Raw genomic sequence first — 16,565 nt, forward strand, 5'->3', positions numbered from 1 at the left:
AATTGCAAGGGACAAGAAAGATTACTTGAACTTAATGCCGTTTTCTTTCAATTTCTTGATGGTAGCTGGGCCGATTCCTTTCAAGGCAAGGAGTTCTTTTTCAGTCCAGTTTTTGAAATCTGACGCAGACTTGATTCCTTCATCATAGAAAGTTTTGGCACGGTCAAGTGGAAGTCCACCCAAGTTTGCTGCAAAATCTTCTACAGAATTAGCTACTTTTTGCGCTTGCTCTTTGGTAGCTTCGACTGCTTGTTCAACTTTTTTAGAAACAGCCTTACCAGCTTGGCTTGCTGACTGTTCTGCACGTTTTACGACTTTTTTTGTCTCTTCTACAACCTTCGTCACAGTACTTGAGAAAGCACCTGCACGACGGAGGCTATTTCGTAATTGTTTTTTACGATTGAGTTTCTTTGACATGATAAAATCCTTTCAATAAAAAACCCCTGCTCTGACAAGGATTTAATATAAATATTCTATCAAGATTTTAGTAAAAAATCAAGAATCTATCTCGTTTAATAATTTCGCTCACCGAATAAGCCATCTGGCAAATCATGGAATCCCTTGCCTGCCTTGAAGTTTTCAAACTTACCAAGCAAGAACTGATACGCATCCAAGCGGCTTTCGTATCGGATCATAGCATCTTTGGCACGCTCGTCTTGGTCTTCTTCGTAGACTTTTTGGCTTTCCTTATGCGCCATGTCGTTGATCATGATTTGGGTATTGACCCAAGCTTCAAATTCCTTCATAAATTCTTGTTCGTAACTCATTTTTTCTCCTTATTCTAATCCACGGAAATAGTCCGTGTCAATCTCACGGTAGGGTTGAATATCCTGAACATACTCCAGCACCCCTTGGAATTCTCCCTCTTCATCGTGCACTGCTGCGTAGGTGATGTGGACAAATTTACCTCGCGACTCAGACTTGAACCACATTTCATATTTATCCTTAGTACCCTCACGAAGCCCCTTCATAATGGTCTTAACCTTGTCCAAATACTTAGGTGGATGGCAGAGTTCAACATTGCGCCCGACTTGGGACGGTGTTCGTTTGAAAATCATCTCATCAGCTGGCGTATTGTCATTGTAATACTGGAAAATATCGTCTTTATTGACAAAGGTAATCTCCATAGGGAGGTGATTGAGGATGAGATTGGCCTGCTCGACCGAGAGATAGCCATTGCCAAAAGCCTGTTGACTATGGCGGTCCAACACTGCTTCCTTTTCCTTAGGGGTAAAGGTAATGGTAAACTGGCCTTCTGGCGTATCGATAACCTGCTGAACTTGTCCCTCTGCCGTATCTAGCTGAATAGGCTCCTCTGCAATCTTTTCCTCAACGAAACTTTGTCGTTCTGGTACCCATTTCTCAGACGGACGGATGATAGCATAGCCATAGGCATCGCTCTCCTCTGCAATCTGAATCCAGTCATCCTGGGTAAAGGATTCAAGGAGAATCATGAGAAGGATGGACTCTTCCTTGAAAATCATACTTTCAAACTCTGTCGCAAAGGCTTCAAAAGTTTCCTTTACAGTGCTAATCGACACTTCTGGTAGTGACTTGGCTGTCGCTAAAGCTGTTTGAAAGAGTTCCCTGATCTGATCATCCACTCCCCACATAACTTTGGGAGGTGAATCGTGTCCATAGCGCTCCATGATGGGGAAAAAGAGCTCTTCCTTACGTTGGTAATGAATATCAAATTGACCCACAAGCCCCATTTGACGGACCAAACCCTTGCGCATCTCCGCCAGCATTTCTTCATCTTCCATAGACTCATAGGTATCTAACAATCTCCGAATGCGAATCAAGGCCGCACGGAGGGCCAGATTTTCTTCCTTAAAGACACGAACTGGGTGACCTGGATGCTCAGTATCTGCAACTTCGACACCCTTAACAGCATTTTTAAAAAGATTGGCATGGACATCACAGAGTTCCATAACATCTTCAAAGGTGACACCTGAGTCTGAGTTCATCAGCTCGTGCTCCATAAGGGAAATCTCGATGGCTGAAACACCTGTAAAGGTCGCATCAAAGCGCTCCTGAACCGACTCAGGAGAGGCGCCATTGTGCAATTCTAACAAAATATCCCGTAGGACATGAATCCGTTCATCTGCCATTAGTCTAATCCAATCACTTCGTAACCATTTGCTTCCAGTGTGCGGACAATCTTGTCCATAGGGGTTCCTTCAAGCTTAGACCCCTGCTTAAGCGATACTTTGCGACCGACTGTGTTGCGCATCAAGGGATTGGTAAGCGGTTTAAAACCTAGCTCCACTAGGATTTCCAAGACTTCTGGATGCTTATCCACCACTTCTGCAACAGGAATTGACACATCGATGATATTGTCCATGACGACCTCCATTGAATATTCTAAAATGATTTTACTGCTTATATTATACCATATGGAAAGAGATTAAAAAACTAGCAGTACAAGACTTGCTAGTTCCCCACGACTTGGATTACCATCTAAATAAGTTTAAAGAGCCAATCCAATATCTTAAATAATAGCTTGTAAAACAGCAATTGAACCACAAAAGAGATGATCATCCAAAAGAATTTCAAAATCCCAATAATCGGTTTAATAAAAATAATCGCAAGAAGTCCCCAGAAAAATTTCATTTTCTCTCCTCTGGCTTGATGAGCCACCGAGCCGTATCCATTAGCTTGTCTGCAATAAAGAGTTTTCCCAGACCGACAACGACATTATCATCTTTCTTTATCGTTTTCATCACTTTTACACCTTGCATGGTCAAAAAGTAATTCCCGTAAGTTTTAGCTAGAATTTTTATGAGTCCCATATTATCTTCCCTCGTTTAACAACACTTTCAAAATATTAACGATACCAGTCTTACTGGCTATTTCTGTGAAATTTACTCTTTCTAATTCCTATAATATCATACAAGTTGAATTTTATAAAGCTTTTTAATAATGTTTAACTCTGGAAAGATTCCGCCAGTATGTTTTGTAGCCATTTCCCCACCAAAAAAGAGGGTTTCCCCTCTTCTTAGTTCTTATCCAGATTGCGTAGCATTTCGTCAATCTTGTTTCCATATTCGATGGACTCGTCTTTGACGAAAGTCAAATCTGGGATTTTGTACAATTTCAAATTGCGACCAAGTTCACGTTTGATGGTACCAGTTGCTTTTTCAAGTCCAATTTGGGCTTTTTGATTATCCGAAGCAAGGTTACTCAAAATGGTGTAGTAAACCTTGGCAACAGACAAGTCACCTAGCATCTGAACATCTGTGATAGTCACACCTTGGACACGCGGATCACGGACTTTCTTTTGCAAAATCTCATTGACTTCACGCTTGATTTCCATGCCCACACGATCCGTACGGAAATGATTTGCCATGATATTCCTTTCTCTACTTTGAACCAAAAGCTAGGCCAGCAGACCTAGCTATTTTTAAATTTATTGATTTTCATTTCAAATTGGAACGAAGTTCAATTTGAAATCATCTGCTTCTTTCGCCGTGGTGAAAGTGATGGAACTGATTTATCAGTCCCATCACAGGGGATTTTTGAGACCCTAGGCTCAAAAATAAGCAATGAAACCATCGGTTTGCTTGCGTCCCTCACCACCTAAGAAAGGAGCAAAAATCTTATCTCTTGATTTCTTCCATGACGTAGGCCTCAATCACATCATCAGTCTTGATATCATTGTAGCCATCGATCATCAATCCACCTTCACGACCGTTTGTAACTTCCTTAACGTCGTCTTTGTAGTGTTTCAAGCTTGCGAGTTCACCATCATAAATAACGACACCATCACGGATAACACGGACTTTAGAGTCACGGGTAACCTTACCGTTGATAACCATGAATCCACCGATAGTTCCCACTTTAGACACCTTGAAGGTTTCACGAATAACTGCTTCACCGATAACTTTTTCTTCAAATTCTGGATCAAGCATCCCTTTCATAGCTTCTTCCATCTCTTCGATAACCTTGTAGATAATGCTGTGGAGACGGATTTCCACATCGTCAGCTTCAGCTTGTTGACGAGCTTGTGGTGTAGGGCGTACATTGAAACCAACGATAAAGGCATTTGAAGCTTCAGCAAGGGTCACGTCTGATTCGTTGATTGCACCGACTGCTGAGTGGACGATAGTAACTTTAACACCTTCCACATCGATTTTCTGAAGTGAGGCAGAAAGGGCTTCAACAGAACCTTGTACGTCGGCCTTGATGATAACGTTAACTGACTTGAGTTCACCAGCTTTAAGGGTATCAAAGAGGTTTTCAAGACTGACACGTTGGGTAGCTTGACGTTGTTTCATAAGGGCACGTTTGGCACGTTCTTCACCAGCTGCACGCGCAGATTTTTCATCCTCGTAAACGGCAAAGTGGTCACCTGCCATTGGCGCTTCATTCAAACCTGTGATAGAAACTGGTGTTGATGGTCCAGCCACCTTAACGCGACGACCAAGGTCATTGGTCATAGCACGGACACGACCGAAGGTATTTCCGACAACGATTGGGTCTTGGACATTCAAGGTACCTTGTTGAACAAGAAGGGTTGCGACCGCACCTTTTCCTTTATCCAAGCGAGCTTCGATAACTGTACCGATCGCACGCACTGTTGGGTCTGCCTTGAGTTCTTGGATTTCAGCCACAAGAAGGACTGTTTCCAACAATTCTTCGATATTTTGGTTGAATTTAGCTGAAATTTCAACAAATTCAGAATCTCCACCCCAAGCAGTTGACATAACTCCATGCTCTGCCAATTCACCGATAACGCGTTCTGGGTTAGCACCTGGTTTATCAATCTTGTTAATGGCTACGATGATTGGAACGTTGGCCGCTTTTGAGTGGTTAATGGCTTCGATAGTCTGAGGCATAACCCCGTCATCTGCCGCTACGACCAAGATAGTAATATCGGTAACAGAAGCACCACGCGCACGCATTGATGTAAAGGCCGCGTGTCCTGGTGTATCAAGGAAGGTAATCTTCTTGCCATTTTCCACGATTTGGTAGGCACCGATATGCTGAGTGATACCACCCGCTTCACCTGTCGCAACACGAGAGTTACGAAGGGTATCTAGGAGTGTTGTTTTACCGTGGTCAACGTGTCCCATGATAGTTACAACTGGTGGACGCTCTACCAATTCATCTTCATTGAGATAACCATCTTCGACAAAGAAACGTTCGATGTCGGCATTATCCACTTCAACCTTTTGTTTGGCTTCGATACCATAATCCACCATGAGGAGTTCAATTGTTTCCCCATCCAAAGATTGGTTTTGTGTGGCCATGACACCCATCATGAAAAGTTTCTTAACGATTTCAGCTGGTTCACGTTTGATACGTTTTGCGATTTCCGCAACAGTCATACCATCTGTATATTCAAATTCTGTTGGCAATTCATGGAATTTGCGCTCCGTAACAGGTTTTGGAGTCTGATTACGGTTGTTCTTGTTATTGCCTTTTTTGTTCTTTTTATTGTTATTCCAGTTACTATTCTTTTGATTTCTCACTTGATTTTGACTACTTCGATTCTTTTGTTGTTTTCTAGGACCATCTTCTTCGTGATCATAATCGTCACGATTTTTGTCTGGTCGAGCTTGTTTTTTACGACGTGTATCCACTGCAGCTTCTTTTTTCTCAGGGACGACTTCAGCCACTGCTTGAACTTGCTGTGCTTGTTGCGCTTGTTCAGCTAACTTAGCCACTTCTTCAAAGATTTCCTCTGGCTCCTTGCGTTTGTTTGCTTGGGCCAAGGCTTCTTTGGCAGCCTGAGTCTGCTTGAAACGCTCCTCACTTGAACGGGCATATTCTGCATTTTGCTCTGCTTTTAGGGCTGCTGCACGGGCTTTAAAGTCAACACGTGGAGCCGCTTGATTTGGACGTTTGTCCTCTTGTTGACGGCGCTCATTACCACGATTTTGCTGACCTTGCTGTTTCTTAGTTTGGTCGTTAAAGCGACGATTGTCGCGGTTGCCTTGACCAGGTTTACCACCATTACGGCCGTCATTTTTCTGACGGTTTCCGTTTTGTTGTTGGTCACGGTTATTGCCCTTGTTTTGCTTGCGTCGCTCTGCTTGCTCTTTGGCACGGGCTTCACGTTCAGCCTTGAAATTACGGCTTTGCGGTTTAGCTGCTGCTTTTTCTGTTTTAGGAGCAACTGGCTCAGCCGGTTTTACCTCTTCCTTAGCTACAACTGGTTTAGCTGGTTCAGATTTCTCGGCTTTCTTTTCTGCACTTGCTTTTGGTTCGGCAGGTTTTGCTTCTGCTTTCGGAGCAACTGCGGACTTAAAGCTAGCAGCGATTTTTGCAGCGATAGCTTCTTCCACACTTGATGAGTGGCTTTTCACATCCAAGCCCAACTCTTTTGCACGCGCTACAACTTCTTTACTTTCTTTTCCAAGTTCTTTTGCGATTTCGTACAATCTTTTCTTAGACAAATCATGTCCTCCTCTTCTATTCCATAAGAGACCTCATTTTCTTTGTAAATCCAGCATCTGTTACAGCCAAAACCTTTCTCGATTTTCCGACTGCTATGCTTAATTCCAGTGTTGAAAACACGGTTACAATTTCTACTTGATAATAATGACCTTTATCTTGAATCTTCTTGGTCAGATTAGGACCAGCATCATGGGCTAGAAAGACCAACTTGGCCTTGCCGTCTTGAATGGCCTTGACCACCAATTCTTCACCCGATATAATCCGCCCTGCTCGCTGAGCAAGTCCCAAGAGATTGCTTAACTTTTGCTTATTCAAGTCCTAACTCTCTTCTTTTCACTTTGTGATCCACATAAGCGACCAACTCGTCATAAAAGCTTTCATCCACTTCCATGCTAAAGCTACGGTTAAAGACCTTCTTCTTTTTCGCCTCTAGGGCTTCTGCATTGTCTAGCTTGATGTAAGCGCCGCGGCCATTGGCCTTGCCTGTCGGATCGATAAAGACTTGTCCTTCCTTGTTCTTGACAATACGGAGCAAATCACGCTTATCAATCACTTCGTTAGACACAACAGACTTGCGCAAAGGGATTTTTCTCGTTTTCATCTTTCCCTCCTCTAGCAGCTTTTATTCTTCTACAGTATCGTTTTCTGATCCCAAATCTACCGAACCAGCTTCTTCCATGGCTTCAAATTCGCTAGCAGACTTGATATCGATACGGTAACCAGTCAAGTGAGCCGCCAAGCGAACATTTTGTCCACGACGACCGATAGCAAGAGAAAGCTTGTTATCAGGAACAACCACCAAGGCACGTTTACTATCGTTTTCGTCAAAGATAACTTGGTCAACCTCAGCAGGAGCAATAGCATTGTAGATAAATTCGGCTGGATCTGCTACCCACTCGATAACATCGATATTTTCTTCGATTGGCACCATACGATCATTTTTAGCATCGTATCGAGCTGGGTGGAATTTGCTGGTAATCTTCTTGATATTAGCTCCACCACGTCCAACGATTGTTCCGATAGCATCCACATTTGGATTGTGACTACGAACGGCAACTTTAGTACGGTCACCAGCTTCACGAGCCACGCTCATGATTTCAACAGTTCCATCATAAACTTCTGGAATTTCTTGCTCCATCAAACGTTTGATCATTTCTGGATGGCTACGGCTAACAAAGACGTTCACTCCGCGAGGATTGTCTTCAACCTTGTAGACATAAACTTCAATACGATCATGAGAAGCAAAAACTTCACCAGGAATTTGGTCTTGTTTTGACAATTGGGCTTCAATGCTACCAAGGTTGACATAGATGAAGCGGTTGTCAAAGCGTTCTACTGTACCAGACATGATTTCTTGTTCATGTTCTTTATAAGTATTGTAAGTGATGGCACGTGTTTGCTTGCGCATTTTTTCCATGATGGTTTGTTTGGCAGATTGAGCTGCTACACGACCAAACTCAGCAGGTGCTTCTTCAAATTTGATTTTATCACCAAGTTCATAGGCTGAATTAATGGCAAGAGCATCTTTCAAGCTGATTTCCAAACGGCTATCAAAGACTTCATCAACAACTTCACGAACAGTATAAACTGTAAAGTCACCTGTTTTTTCGTTGAAGTCAATGGCTACGCTGTCTGATTGACCATAGCGTCTGCGATAAGCGGAACGAAGCGACTCTACTACTGCGTCGATGATGTCTTCTTTTTTGATTCCCTTGTCTTCTTCCAAAATGCGGAAGGCCTCTAGCATTTCTTTACTCATGTTTTCTTCACTTTTGAATCCTCAAAAGCTATCCTTTCTTTTTCTATAATTTAACTGCTAAACGTGCTTTTGATACTAAACTGTATGGAATTTGGACAGTTTTCTTACGCGTCTTGTCCATATATTCCATAGTCAACTCATCCTCTTCAAAGGACAACAAGGTTCCTTCAAAGACCTTTTGCTTATCGATGGCTTGGTAGAGCCCGACATGGATGTATTTCCCAACCGCTCCAGCGACGGCATCCTTGGTTTTTAAAGGACGTTCCAAGCCTGGACTGGTGATTTCTAGGAAATATTGTTCTGGGAAGGGATCTGGCTTGATGGTGTCTAGGACAGGACTGATAATTTCTGTCAAGTCTGCCGTGTCGTTCAAGGTAATTCCTTCAGGTTTATCTACAAAAATACTGAGAATCATGTCACTGCCAATCTTTCCATACTCGATATCCACGAGTTCGAAAGGAGCTTCTATGACAGGTTCTACAACTTCTCTGACTAATTCTACGATTGTTGCGATTGCGTCCACCTCCTCATAAGCAAGAGGCGAAGATATTTCCCCGCCTCACTTTTCATATTCTTACTCATAGTATAGCACGTTTGCCAACTTATGTAAAGCAAAAGCACCTATACAGCCTGATTTCAGGCTATTTCTTAAAATTCTGCCTCAACTCGGTAGATAACTTGCCCCTTGTTGGAGAATTTTTGCTCGTATTCTGTCATGACATTGCCTTCAAAATCACTGGCATGTAAATCTAACCAGACACCATTGAGCTTCATGCCATACTGAGAAAAGCTCACTAAACTGTACTCAAACAAGCCACGGTTATCCGTCTTGAAATGAATTTCTCCATTTTCAGGCAAGATGCGCTTGAAGGTATCCAAGAAGGTCTTGTAGGTCAAACGACGCTTTTCATGGCGTTTTTTCGGCCAAGGATCTGAAAAGTTCAGATACAAGCGGTCGATCTCACCGTCTTCAAAGTAGTCAGTCAAGTCAGAACCATCTACCCACAAGAGCTTAATGTTAGGCACTCCAACTTCAAGCACCTTGTCCAAAGCGTAGCTCAAAACAGACTTTTGAATATCAATCCCGATATAGTTGATGTCAGGGTTTTGCTTAGCCATACCTGAAACAAAGGCACCCTTTCCACTTCCAACTTCCACATGAATAGGATTATCATTGCCAAACAAGTCCCGCCATTTCCCCTTGGCTTCCAAGGGATTGAGGACCACATACTGGGGATTTGCCTCTAGTAATTCTGTCGCCCCTTTACGATTTCTAACTCTCATCTTCTCTTTCCATACTTGTCTCGGAAGTGACGCAGGCCATGGATCTCCCGATTGACATTTTCTAAATCTTGGTTCATATAATACTTGGAAATCTGGCTCAAATAAGACAATTGACCGTACCAATACAATTTATTTAATACCGTTTGATTGTACTTGTAACCGTAGTAGGTCAACCATTCCTTCCACTGATGTTCTGGAATATAATGGCAGAGCATATGGGCCACATCAAACATGCGGTCGGTCAAGCGAACCGAATCCCAATCTACCAAATAAATCAAGCCACTGTCTGTCTCAATCCAATTACTATGTCGTACATCTCCATGGACAATGGTCGCATAGTCCTCTCTAAATCCTGGAATAGTCTGACGTAAATCAGCCATCACTTCACTGATAAAATGATTTTTACGCAAAGCATCTGGAGCCGTTTCCTGCCAAGACTGTAGTAAATCTACAGGTGTTTCCATGGCATATCCCAAACGACTCAACTGTGTCATCAACGGACGTGAGCGATGCAGACGGGTTAAGATATTGACGATTTGTTTACGATTCATATCATAGGGGGTCAATATTTTGCCTGTCAACCATTCTTGAGCACACATATCACGCCCATCTGCCAAACGGCGACTCCATAATAATTGTGGAGCAATTTGTTCTCTAGCTAGACCAGGTAGGATTGGAGAGGTGTTCATTTTTACAAAGATACGCTTCCCATCAGGATAGCTACCCATATAAGCCTTGCCACTTTTCCCAGGTATGGGAGTCAGTGTTAGCTCATTATCACCCAAATCCATTTCTTTCCTCCGTATAAAGTTTCCTTACTATTCTACTAGTTTTTGCCCTATTCGTCAACCGCTCCACACCCGATTCTCAAAGAAAAGCCTCTGGGATGGTTTGGGTTATCATTATAGAAAGAAAAAGGCAAGCACCGTCTTCTGCTTACCTTTCATGATTTTTATAAATAATATAGGAGTGGCCAACTGTTGTAAAACATATGAACTAAAGTAGAAACCCACAAATTTTGGCTCTTTTTATAAGCAAAGCCCAGCAACAAGCCCCCAAGTAGATAAAAAATAAACGAAGGGACATTAGAAGGTCCATGCATGAAAGAAAAGAGAGAGGAAGTTAGCACAAGCCCTAACCAAGAGTTGTCAAAAACCGCACCTTGAAGAAGTCCTCTGAAAATGAGTTCCTCCTGGATGGGGCCAAAAACTGAGGTAGTCAAAATCAAAGACAGAGAAATTCCTCTGCTGACTTCCGCCAAGTGTTGAACTCCTGCGCCAGAAGAAACAGCGAAGAAATGAATATAAACCAGCGTCTCAAGTACACTTAGAAGAAAGATTGCAGTGAAAAGCAAAAGTTGTTTCTTGCTTAACATCCCAAAAGAAATCATATCAAACTTTCTAGCATAAGCAACACTCAGCGAGGTTACTAGAAGACTTACAATAATCAATTCAGATTCATTTTGAAAAAAATCCCCATGGTTAATCGTATAAGGAACTGTAATGACGATTATTAGTACTAAAAATCCAAAACACAAGGCATGAAATTTATCAAAAAACTCCATAAAACTATCCTCCTCACCAAACAGACTTCCTACACGTCATTCTTTAGTTCTAGCCTTTCCAAAACAAACCATTTTAGTAACCAAAATCCGACCACATAACCACCCCCTAAGAAGATAGCCATTAAAGATAGCATGGGATTTAGGAAATAAAAGACCACAACAAATACAAAGGTTAGCACAAAAATATTAAAAGCAATGGTGTCAGATGCCAAGACTAGAATATAGGGCGTCAACCAGTCTAAGGTTTTGGAATCTAGGAAAAATAAGTGTTTATACATGATGACCTCCTCTATGGCTGAAAAGCAAGCCTTTTATTTTTTACCCCAAGACCCTATGTAGAAAAGTGAGCAAAAATGGTAAGTTTGCGATGATATTATTAACAATATGAATCGAATAAGAAGGATAGATACTCTTCGTATAACGTGTTAGACAGGCAAATAGACAGCCCACTGCCGTATAGACAAAAATATCTGCGAGACTTGGCAAGCTAGAAAAGTGGGGCAAGGCAAATAAGAATGACGGAAAGAGAAGATCCAGCCCCCACCTCGAATTCTTAAAGAAGGCATGTTGAAGCAGTCCCCTACATACCAATTCTTCCATCAGAGGTCCTAGTACGATTAAAGTTAGGTAAACACCAAACTCCGCAAAATTGGTCTCACTATAGGCAATAAACAAATTCCAACCTTCGTTCGTCCCCTGAACGTATTTAGCTGTCAGATAGTTAAAACAGATAAGCACAACAGCTGCTAACACCGTCAGGACGGAATAGCTCAACCACTTTTTTCTAGGGATACGAAAGAGATAAGCATGGCCCGACCTGACCAAAATCCAAATCATAAAGCAGATAAAGAGAAGACTGATGATGTTTCGAATCCAGATAAGATTTCCTACCCAAGACGAGAACTCCCAATAATTGCTCCAAAATTGGGTTGTCCAAAACAGTCCGAAAAACAGAAACAAATAAGAAAGAATGGCACTCGTTTTGAAAAGAATAGGATATTTTTTCATATAAATCCTCCCCACTATCTACAAGACAGGATGGCTCGCCTTGTCAGGCTCTGTTACTGCAAGATTAAGAAGACAGCTTGCTCTTTTTTAGACTAACCTGACTACTAGATAATAGATATATTAAAGCATTAAAGACAATGAAAATATGTCCATAGAATAAAATCAACCTCGCATCCAAACCAAGATAAAGTTTAATCATCATAAAGATAAGCAAAAGAATTTGAAACCATATCGTTTTCCTAAAAATAAATTTAAAACGGTTTTGAATGTCTACCTCCTTGATTTGGACCGCAAACCCTTTATTGGTAAGAAGAAAAACTCCTGCTTCAAACAAGCCACTGTAAAGAACAAGCCACCCAATTGATACATTAGAGATTTGTAAAAATGTCCCTAAAAGAATATTCAAAATACTACTCAAGAAAATAACAAGAAATAATCTATATTTCATTTTAAATACCTCCATTCACTTATTTCACGGACAGTTTAATAGAGCCTTCTAATAAAAGATTCTGTCAGAAGAGGAAGGCAAGCTACTTTTTATAATACTTCAAGCCCCAAATGAGTAGAAGCATAATAATCAAGCAGAGAATAGCGCCAATATAGGCAATTAATTGCTGATAGAATTCTCCTGCTGTGATACCTCTATACAAACAAATAATGGACATAAAACCTGTCAAGCCGATATACATGAGTTGATTGGTTCTAGGACTAACCAAATCATCATCTTCAAACTCTCTTATCCTCATTTCCCTAGTGAGGTAAACAGTAACCAAAATGGAAGCTAAGTTAATAACCACTAAAAGAAATTGGAAAACTAAGGAAAAATTTAAAAACTGACGAGATAGAAATAGATAAGTGGAGACAAGTAAGGGCAACTGACCTAGGAACAATCTCATAAGGAAGATGTTCCGTTTTTTAGCAAGAAAAGTTTTCATTTCTTTGCTCCTTTCTTTTTCATTAAAGCAAAATAGATCATCACTGCAATCACATAGGCTATTGTATAGAATAGATGATACCAATCACTCTCCCTAAGCGGATAAAGAAGGATAGACATGATCAGATATAGAACGAAAATAATCAGTATTTTTTTCTTCATAAAATTTCCTCCTAAATGTATGCTTTATCTTAGTTTAGCTACAACCTTTACACTGCTAGTATAGCACTCATTTTATCCTTGGAACACTCAAATCATAAATGGTCATCAAAACATCTTGAATTGTAAAAAATTAAAAAAAGCAAGCATGAAAAACATACTTGCCCTTTACACCGTATTGATACCAACTTAATTTGTAGATTTTTTATCCTGCTATCACATATCATTTTAACAGGCGAAACAATATTAAAGAAACTCCACTGTAGATTAAACTAGCGATAAAAAATCTTTCTATCTAATTAGATCTATCTTTATTCTTCTTTGGAGATTTTAAAAATTTTTCCCTAATTAAAGAAGTAATAAAAGAAACAAACATACCAACAACAAAAGCAATAAGAAAACTTTTGAAATCCATAATTACCTCCAAGTACAGCTCCTCTACATACAAGCTCAAGCCTTTAAGCAACCACAGTAGCCAATTGTAACATTGTTTTTGCATTCACGAGGAATACCTCTTTTTACTTTCGTCCTATTACAACCTTAATAAGGTTAGTATACTACTATTTTTTAAAATTTTCCATCCAAATCACAAACGGTCATCAAAACATCTTGAATTGTTAAAAATAAAAAAAGCAAGCATGAAAAACATACTTGCCCTGGGGAACTTGACAATGTGAAAATACAAAATAGAAAACTACTCACCCTCACTTCCGTATGTTCTCATATATTCTCATGATCGCAACAAGGATAGCAGCTGTTCCACTTGCCAAAGCGATAAGGGTAATGATAATGTTGAGGATTTCAGGCGTACTCCCTATTCTGTTGATAAGACGGAGTAGGGATATAACTGTCAACTGAATCAGGAGTATTGATTCTACTCTTACCATTGAAGTAAGTCTGTTTTCAACTGCATATAAAAAGGCTGGTAGCAAAACACAAGCTATAGCAATCACAAACAGATTGCTCCCTGTTTCTTCTCCCTTGTTCACCACGGAAATCATGAGAAGATTCGATGCTATAATCAACGTAGAACAGATGATAAAAAAGGATTTCTTATTCATATAGGGTACCTCATATACTATGGCATTTTAATTGATGACTACAGGCGGTACTTCTTTCCACAGATCTTCTAATCATCAACTGACATCGAGTGAACTGTTAAAACCTGACGAAAGACTTGATTTTGACAGGTGGTATTTAGACTGGTATTAGGATGGCTTTCCACAATTTTCATGACGGTATAGAGACCAACTCCTCTCTCCTCCCCTTTAGAACTGGCTCCAAAGGAGAAAATCTCAGAAATGTCTATACCCTCTTCTTTAATGGAATTTTCAATGATAAAGGTCTCCTGTGCTCCATTTTTTAAAAAAGCAATTGAAACATGAGGTTGACTGGCCTCTGCACTGGCTTCAATAGCATTGTCACAAAGGATAGACACAATAGTCAGAAAATCAAGCAGGCTCATCCCCTCTACCTGAATCTCCTCAGGAACTTCGACATTAAAGACAATGTTCTTATCTCTAGCTTTTAGAAATTTCCCTGCTAGTAGACTTTTGAGGGCTTTATCACGAATATTTACCAATCTGCCAAGGTCATATTTGTTGTCCTGCAATTTCTGACTGGAATCCTTTAAGACCGAGTCGTAGACCTCTTTTATCTGCTCCATATCCTCCTCTTCAATGCCCAGACGTAAACTGGTCAAGAGGTTGGTGTAGTCATGGCGAAAACTCCGTACTTCCTTGTAAAGTTCCTCTATATGCCGACTATAGCGTTCCATATCTCTGTAGCGCAAGGCCTGCTCTTGGTCCAGTCTCTCATGGAGTTTGTACTTCAAATAGGTATCCAGCTTCTTGATAACCCCCATAAAAAAGAGTAGGTAAAACACTAGAATCAGATGGCGAACAGTCGTTGATTGAATACCTTGTACATTTTCAAAATAAGACAGACTTTGCATCACTAGATAGTAAGCCCCCATTATCCAGTTAATCTTAGTCAGAGACTGTTGAAAACCTTTATCGAGAATCTCCCTCCTCAAACTAGTAAAATCATAGTCTAACCATTTCAAAAAGGCTAGAGAAATAAAGCAAATGAAAATTTTTATACATAACCAAATAAAAGAGCGGTCATCATACACATGCTCTTGCCCCAAAAATGGAAGCACAAAATAGGAGACTACCCTGAAAAAAAGATTCACCAACATCATTGGAAAGAGACCATAAAAGAAGAGTAGTTTTTTAGGAAGCCCTCTTAACAATAAGAAAGATAAACCAATGCCGTACAAGGGTTCCATAAAATAAGATAGGTAAGTATTTCCTACTATATAGCTAATCGTTACAAAAACAACTGCTAAAAGTAGCTTAAAAAGAAAGGACTTAAAAACTCTCTCCAGAGTTAGAACAATTCCATCCACCTTAAAAAATATAAACAATTCCAATCCAGATATCAAAAACACATATACTATCTTCCAAACTAATTCCATTCCAGCACCTCACTTAGTGTAAGTTATTGATAGCTTCAGACACTTCCCTGACCTTATAACGCGCTATCATACAGCTTCCACCATTGGGAAAGTAAAGAAGTTTTTCTTTCTTATCCAAACGAACCACATTGGCAGGATTGATGAGAAAAGAGCGGTGGCACTGCAAGAGACGAGGTTCCTGCTTGAAAACCTCCTCTAAACTCGCTGTAAATTCCAGCCTGTCCGTCTTAGTATAGAGAATAACACGATGGGCTCTGGGCGATGTTTCGAGATAGTAGACCTCTTTAAAAGGATACTGGAATTGGGCAAATTTTGATTTAAAGTAAAAGCAATCTTCCGCCAGACTCTTACTATCTTGACTATTGGCATAGAGGAGGGCTGTCTCGATCCGAGATTCAAACTCCTCTGCCGACAAGGCCTTATCAATGTAGTCCAAAGCTGACACTTGGTAGCGAAAGGACAAGGGCATAAACTCCGAGTGAGTCGTCACAAAGACGATGAGAGCATAGGGGTCTCGATCCCGAATCTTTCTAGCCACTTCCAGACCCCTCATCTCCTCATTTCGAATCTCAATATCCAAAAAGAATAGCTGATGCACCCCCTTCTCATGCACCTCTGCCAGCAGCTGGTCTGGCTTACCAAAGACCTCAAAAGAACTGGGAGTGATATGATGTTCTTTCAAGAGTTTCTCAATCGTCGTTTCAATCCTAGTCTGTTGGGAAAAATCATCTTCTAAAACAAATATTCTCATCTTTTTACTCTCCTTGTTTCGATTTCTTCCTAAAAAGAGAATAGCAAAAATACTATGATACAAGCCCACCAAATCTTAAACAGGCCTTTAACGCTCCTGAAGGGTATCTTGTTCCTCAAATAAGCATGATAATCTTACCACTATTTTATCATAAAATCTTAACAGTACCATTCAGGAAATTTCAAGGGCAATTAAAGATTTGATGGTGAAAAAGGAGATAAAAGT

At 40.6% G+C, this 16,565-nt stretch carries 23 protein-coding genes; all 23 read right to left on the reverse strand.

Going from position 1 to position 16,565, the window contains the following annotated elements; all coding sequences use genetic code 11:
- Window positions 1–21: 21 nt before the first annotated feature.
- The 23 genes from O3601_RS05285 to O3601_RS05395 all read right to left on the reverse strand — a co-directional run bounded on the left by O3601_RS05285 (window position 22) and on the right by O3601_RS05395 (window position 16,340).
- A complete protein-coding gene (locus tag O3601_RS05285) occupies window positions 22–417 on the reverse strand; it encodes a helix-hairpin-helix domain-containing protein (RefSeq protein ID WP_000038635.1) in 396 nt (131 codons plus the stop codon).
- A gap of 95 nt (window positions 418–512) precedes the next feature.
- The gene (locus O3601_RS05290) at window positions 513–767 is read right to left on the reverse strand and encodes a DUF1912 family protein (RefSeq protein WP_000119706.1); all 255 of its coding nucleotides are present in this window, start codon (window positions 765–767) and stop codon (window positions 513–515) included.
- A gap of 9 nt (window positions 768–776) precedes the next feature.
- Window positions 777–2,111 (reverse strand): DUF438 domain-containing protein, encoded by a 1,335-nt coding sequence (locus O3601_RS05295; protein WP_371471567.1) that lies wholly within the window; start codon window positions 2,109–2,111, stop codon window positions 777–779.
- Window positions 2,111–2,344 carry a DUF1858 domain-containing protein gene (locus O3601_RS05300; protein WP_371471568.1) on the reverse strand — a complete coding sequence of 78 codons (234 nt, stop codon included), beginning with the start codon at window positions 2,342–2,344 and terminating at the stop codon, window positions 2,111–2,113. Before O3601_RS05300 ends, O3601_RS05295 begins: the two co-directional genes overlap by 1 nt.
- Window positions 2,345–2,609: 265 nt before the next feature.
- Window positions 2,610–2,792: a hypothetical protein gene (locus tag O3601_RS05305; protein ID WP_371471570.1), complete on the reverse strand. Its 183-nt coding sequence runs from the start codon at window positions 2,790–2,792 to the stop codon at window positions 2,610–2,612.
- A gap of 206 nt (window positions 2,793–2,998) precedes the next feature.
- Window positions 2,999–3,349, reverse strand: coding sequence for a 30S ribosome-binding factor RbfA (gene rbfA / locus O3601_RS05310; RefSeq protein ID WP_001273601.1), 351 nt, complete (start codon window positions 3,347–3,349; stop codon window positions 2,999–3,001).
- Window positions 3,350–3,599: 250 nt separating this feature from the next.
- Window positions 3,600–6,401 carry a translation initiation factor IF-2 gene (gene infB, locus O3601_RS05315; RefSeq protein ID WP_371471588.1) on the reverse strand — a complete coding sequence of 934 codons (2,802 nt, stop codon included), beginning with the start codon at window positions 6,399–6,401 and terminating at the stop codon, window positions 3,600–3,602.
- A gap of 16 nt (window positions 6,402–6,417) precedes the next feature.
- Window positions 6,418–6,717 carry a YlxQ-related RNA-binding protein gene (locus tag O3601_RS05320; protein ID WP_371471591.1) on the reverse strand — a complete coding sequence of 100 codons (300 nt, stop codon included), beginning with the start codon at window positions 6,715–6,717 and terminating at the stop codon, window positions 6,418–6,420.
- Window positions 6,710–7,003: an RNase P modulator RnpM gene (rnpM, locus tag O3601_RS05325; RefSeq protein WP_371471594.1), complete on the reverse strand. Its 294-nt coding sequence runs from the start codon at window positions 7,001–7,003 to the stop codon at window positions 6,710–6,712. Before rnpM ends, O3601_RS05320 begins: the two co-directional genes overlap by 8 nt.
- Before the next feature lie 21 nt (window positions 7,004–7,024).
- Window positions 7,025–8,161, reverse strand: a complete 1,137-nt coding sequence (gene nusA, locus O3601_RS05330) for a transcription termination factor NusA (RefSeq protein ID WP_261058946.1) — start codon at window positions 8,159–8,161, stop codon at window positions 7,025–7,027.
- Between the two features lie 43 nt (window positions 8,162–8,204).
- Complete coding sequence (rimP, locus tag O3601_RS05335; protein ID WP_082888105.1) at window positions 8,205–8,684, reverse strand: ribosome maturation factor RimP; 480 nt, start codon at window positions 8,682–8,684, stop codon at window positions 8,205–8,207.
- A gap of 125 nt (window positions 8,685–8,809) precedes the next feature.
- Window positions 8,810–9,445 (reverse strand): tRNA (guanosine(46)-N7)-methyltransferase TrmB, encoded by a 636-nt coding sequence (gene trmB, locus O3601_RS05340; RefSeq protein ID WP_001266094.1) that lies wholly within the window; start codon window positions 9,443–9,445, stop codon window positions 8,810–8,812.
- A complete protein-coding gene (ccrZ, locus tag O3601_RS05345) occupies window positions 9,442–10,236 on the reverse strand; it encodes a cell cycle regulator CcrZ (protein ID WP_000363005.1) in 795 nt (264 codons plus the stop codon). Before ccrZ ends, trmB begins: the two co-directional genes overlap by 4 nt.
- A gap of 161 nt (window positions 10,237–10,397) precedes the next feature.
- Entirely contained in the window at window positions 10,398–11,009 is a 612-nt protein-coding gene (locus O3601_RS05350; protein ID WP_371471597.1) for a lysostaphin resistance A-like protein, read from the reverse strand.
- Window positions 11,010–11,038: 29 nt separating this feature from the next.
- Window positions 11,039–11,287 carry an immunity protein BlpZ gene (gene blpZ / locus O3601_RS05355; RefSeq protein WP_261075088.1) on the reverse strand — a complete coding sequence of 83 codons (249 nt, stop codon included), beginning with the start codon at window positions 11,285–11,287 and terminating at the stop codon, window positions 11,039–11,041.
- A 40-nt stretch (window positions 11,288–11,327) separates the two neighbouring features.
- Window positions 11,328–12,017 carry a CPBP family intramembrane glutamic endopeptidase gene (locus O3601_RS05360; protein ID WP_000760493.1) on the reverse strand — a complete coding sequence of 230 codons (690 nt, stop codon included), beginning with the start codon at window positions 12,015–12,017 and terminating at the stop codon, window positions 11,328–11,330.
- Window positions 12,018–12,081: 64 nt separating this feature from the next.
- Window positions 12,082–12,465, reverse strand: a complete 384-nt coding sequence (locus O3601_RS05365) for a hypothetical protein (RefSeq protein ID WP_000877387.1) — start codon at window positions 12,463–12,465, stop codon at window positions 12,082–12,084.
- Between the two features lie 82 nt (window positions 12,466–12,547).
- The gene (locus tag O3601_RS05370) at window positions 12,548–12,952 is read right to left on the reverse strand and encodes an immunity protein (RefSeq protein ID WP_371471599.1); all 405 of its coding nucleotides are present in this window, start codon (window positions 12,950–12,952) and stop codon (window positions 12,548–12,550) included.
- Window positions 12,949–13,113, reverse strand: a complete 165-nt coding sequence (locus O3601_RS05375) for a hypothetical protein (protein WP_371471601.1) — start codon at window positions 13,111–13,113, stop codon at window positions 12,949–12,951. The genes O3601_RS05370 and O3601_RS05375 overlap by 4 nt, the downstream gene beginning before the upstream one ends.
- A 292-nt stretch (window positions 13,114–13,405) precedes the next feature.
- Window positions 13,406–13,609 (reverse strand): PncF family bacteriocin immunity protein, encoded by a 204-nt coding sequence (locus tag O3601_RS05380; protein WP_371471603.1) that lies wholly within the window; start codon window positions 13,607–13,609, stop codon window positions 13,406–13,408.
- A gap of 205 nt (window positions 13,610–13,814) precedes the next feature.
- Window positions 13,815–14,171, reverse strand: a complete 357-nt coding sequence (locus O3601_RS05385) for a hypothetical protein (protein WP_001036306.1) — start codon at window positions 14,169–14,171, stop codon at window positions 13,815–13,817.
- A gap of 68 nt (window positions 14,172–14,239) precedes the next feature.
- A complete protein-coding gene (locus O3601_RS05390) occupies window positions 14,240–15,589 on the reverse strand; it encodes a sensor histidine kinase (RefSeq protein WP_371471606.1) in 1,350 nt (449 codons plus the stop codon).
- Between the two features lie 13 nt (window positions 15,590–15,602).
- Window positions 15,603–16,340: a LytTR family DNA-binding domain-containing protein gene (locus O3601_RS05395; RefSeq protein ID WP_261074724.1), complete on the reverse strand. Its 738-nt coding sequence runs from the start codon at window positions 16,338–16,340 to the stop codon at window positions 15,603–15,605.
- Window positions 16,341–16,565: the final 225 nt, after the last annotated feature.

The sequence above is a fragment of the Streptococcus sp. 20925_1_69 genome (assembly GCF_041432365.1).
Taxonomy (GTDB): Bacteria; Bacillota; Bacilli; order Lactobacillales; family Streptococcaceae; genus Streptococcus.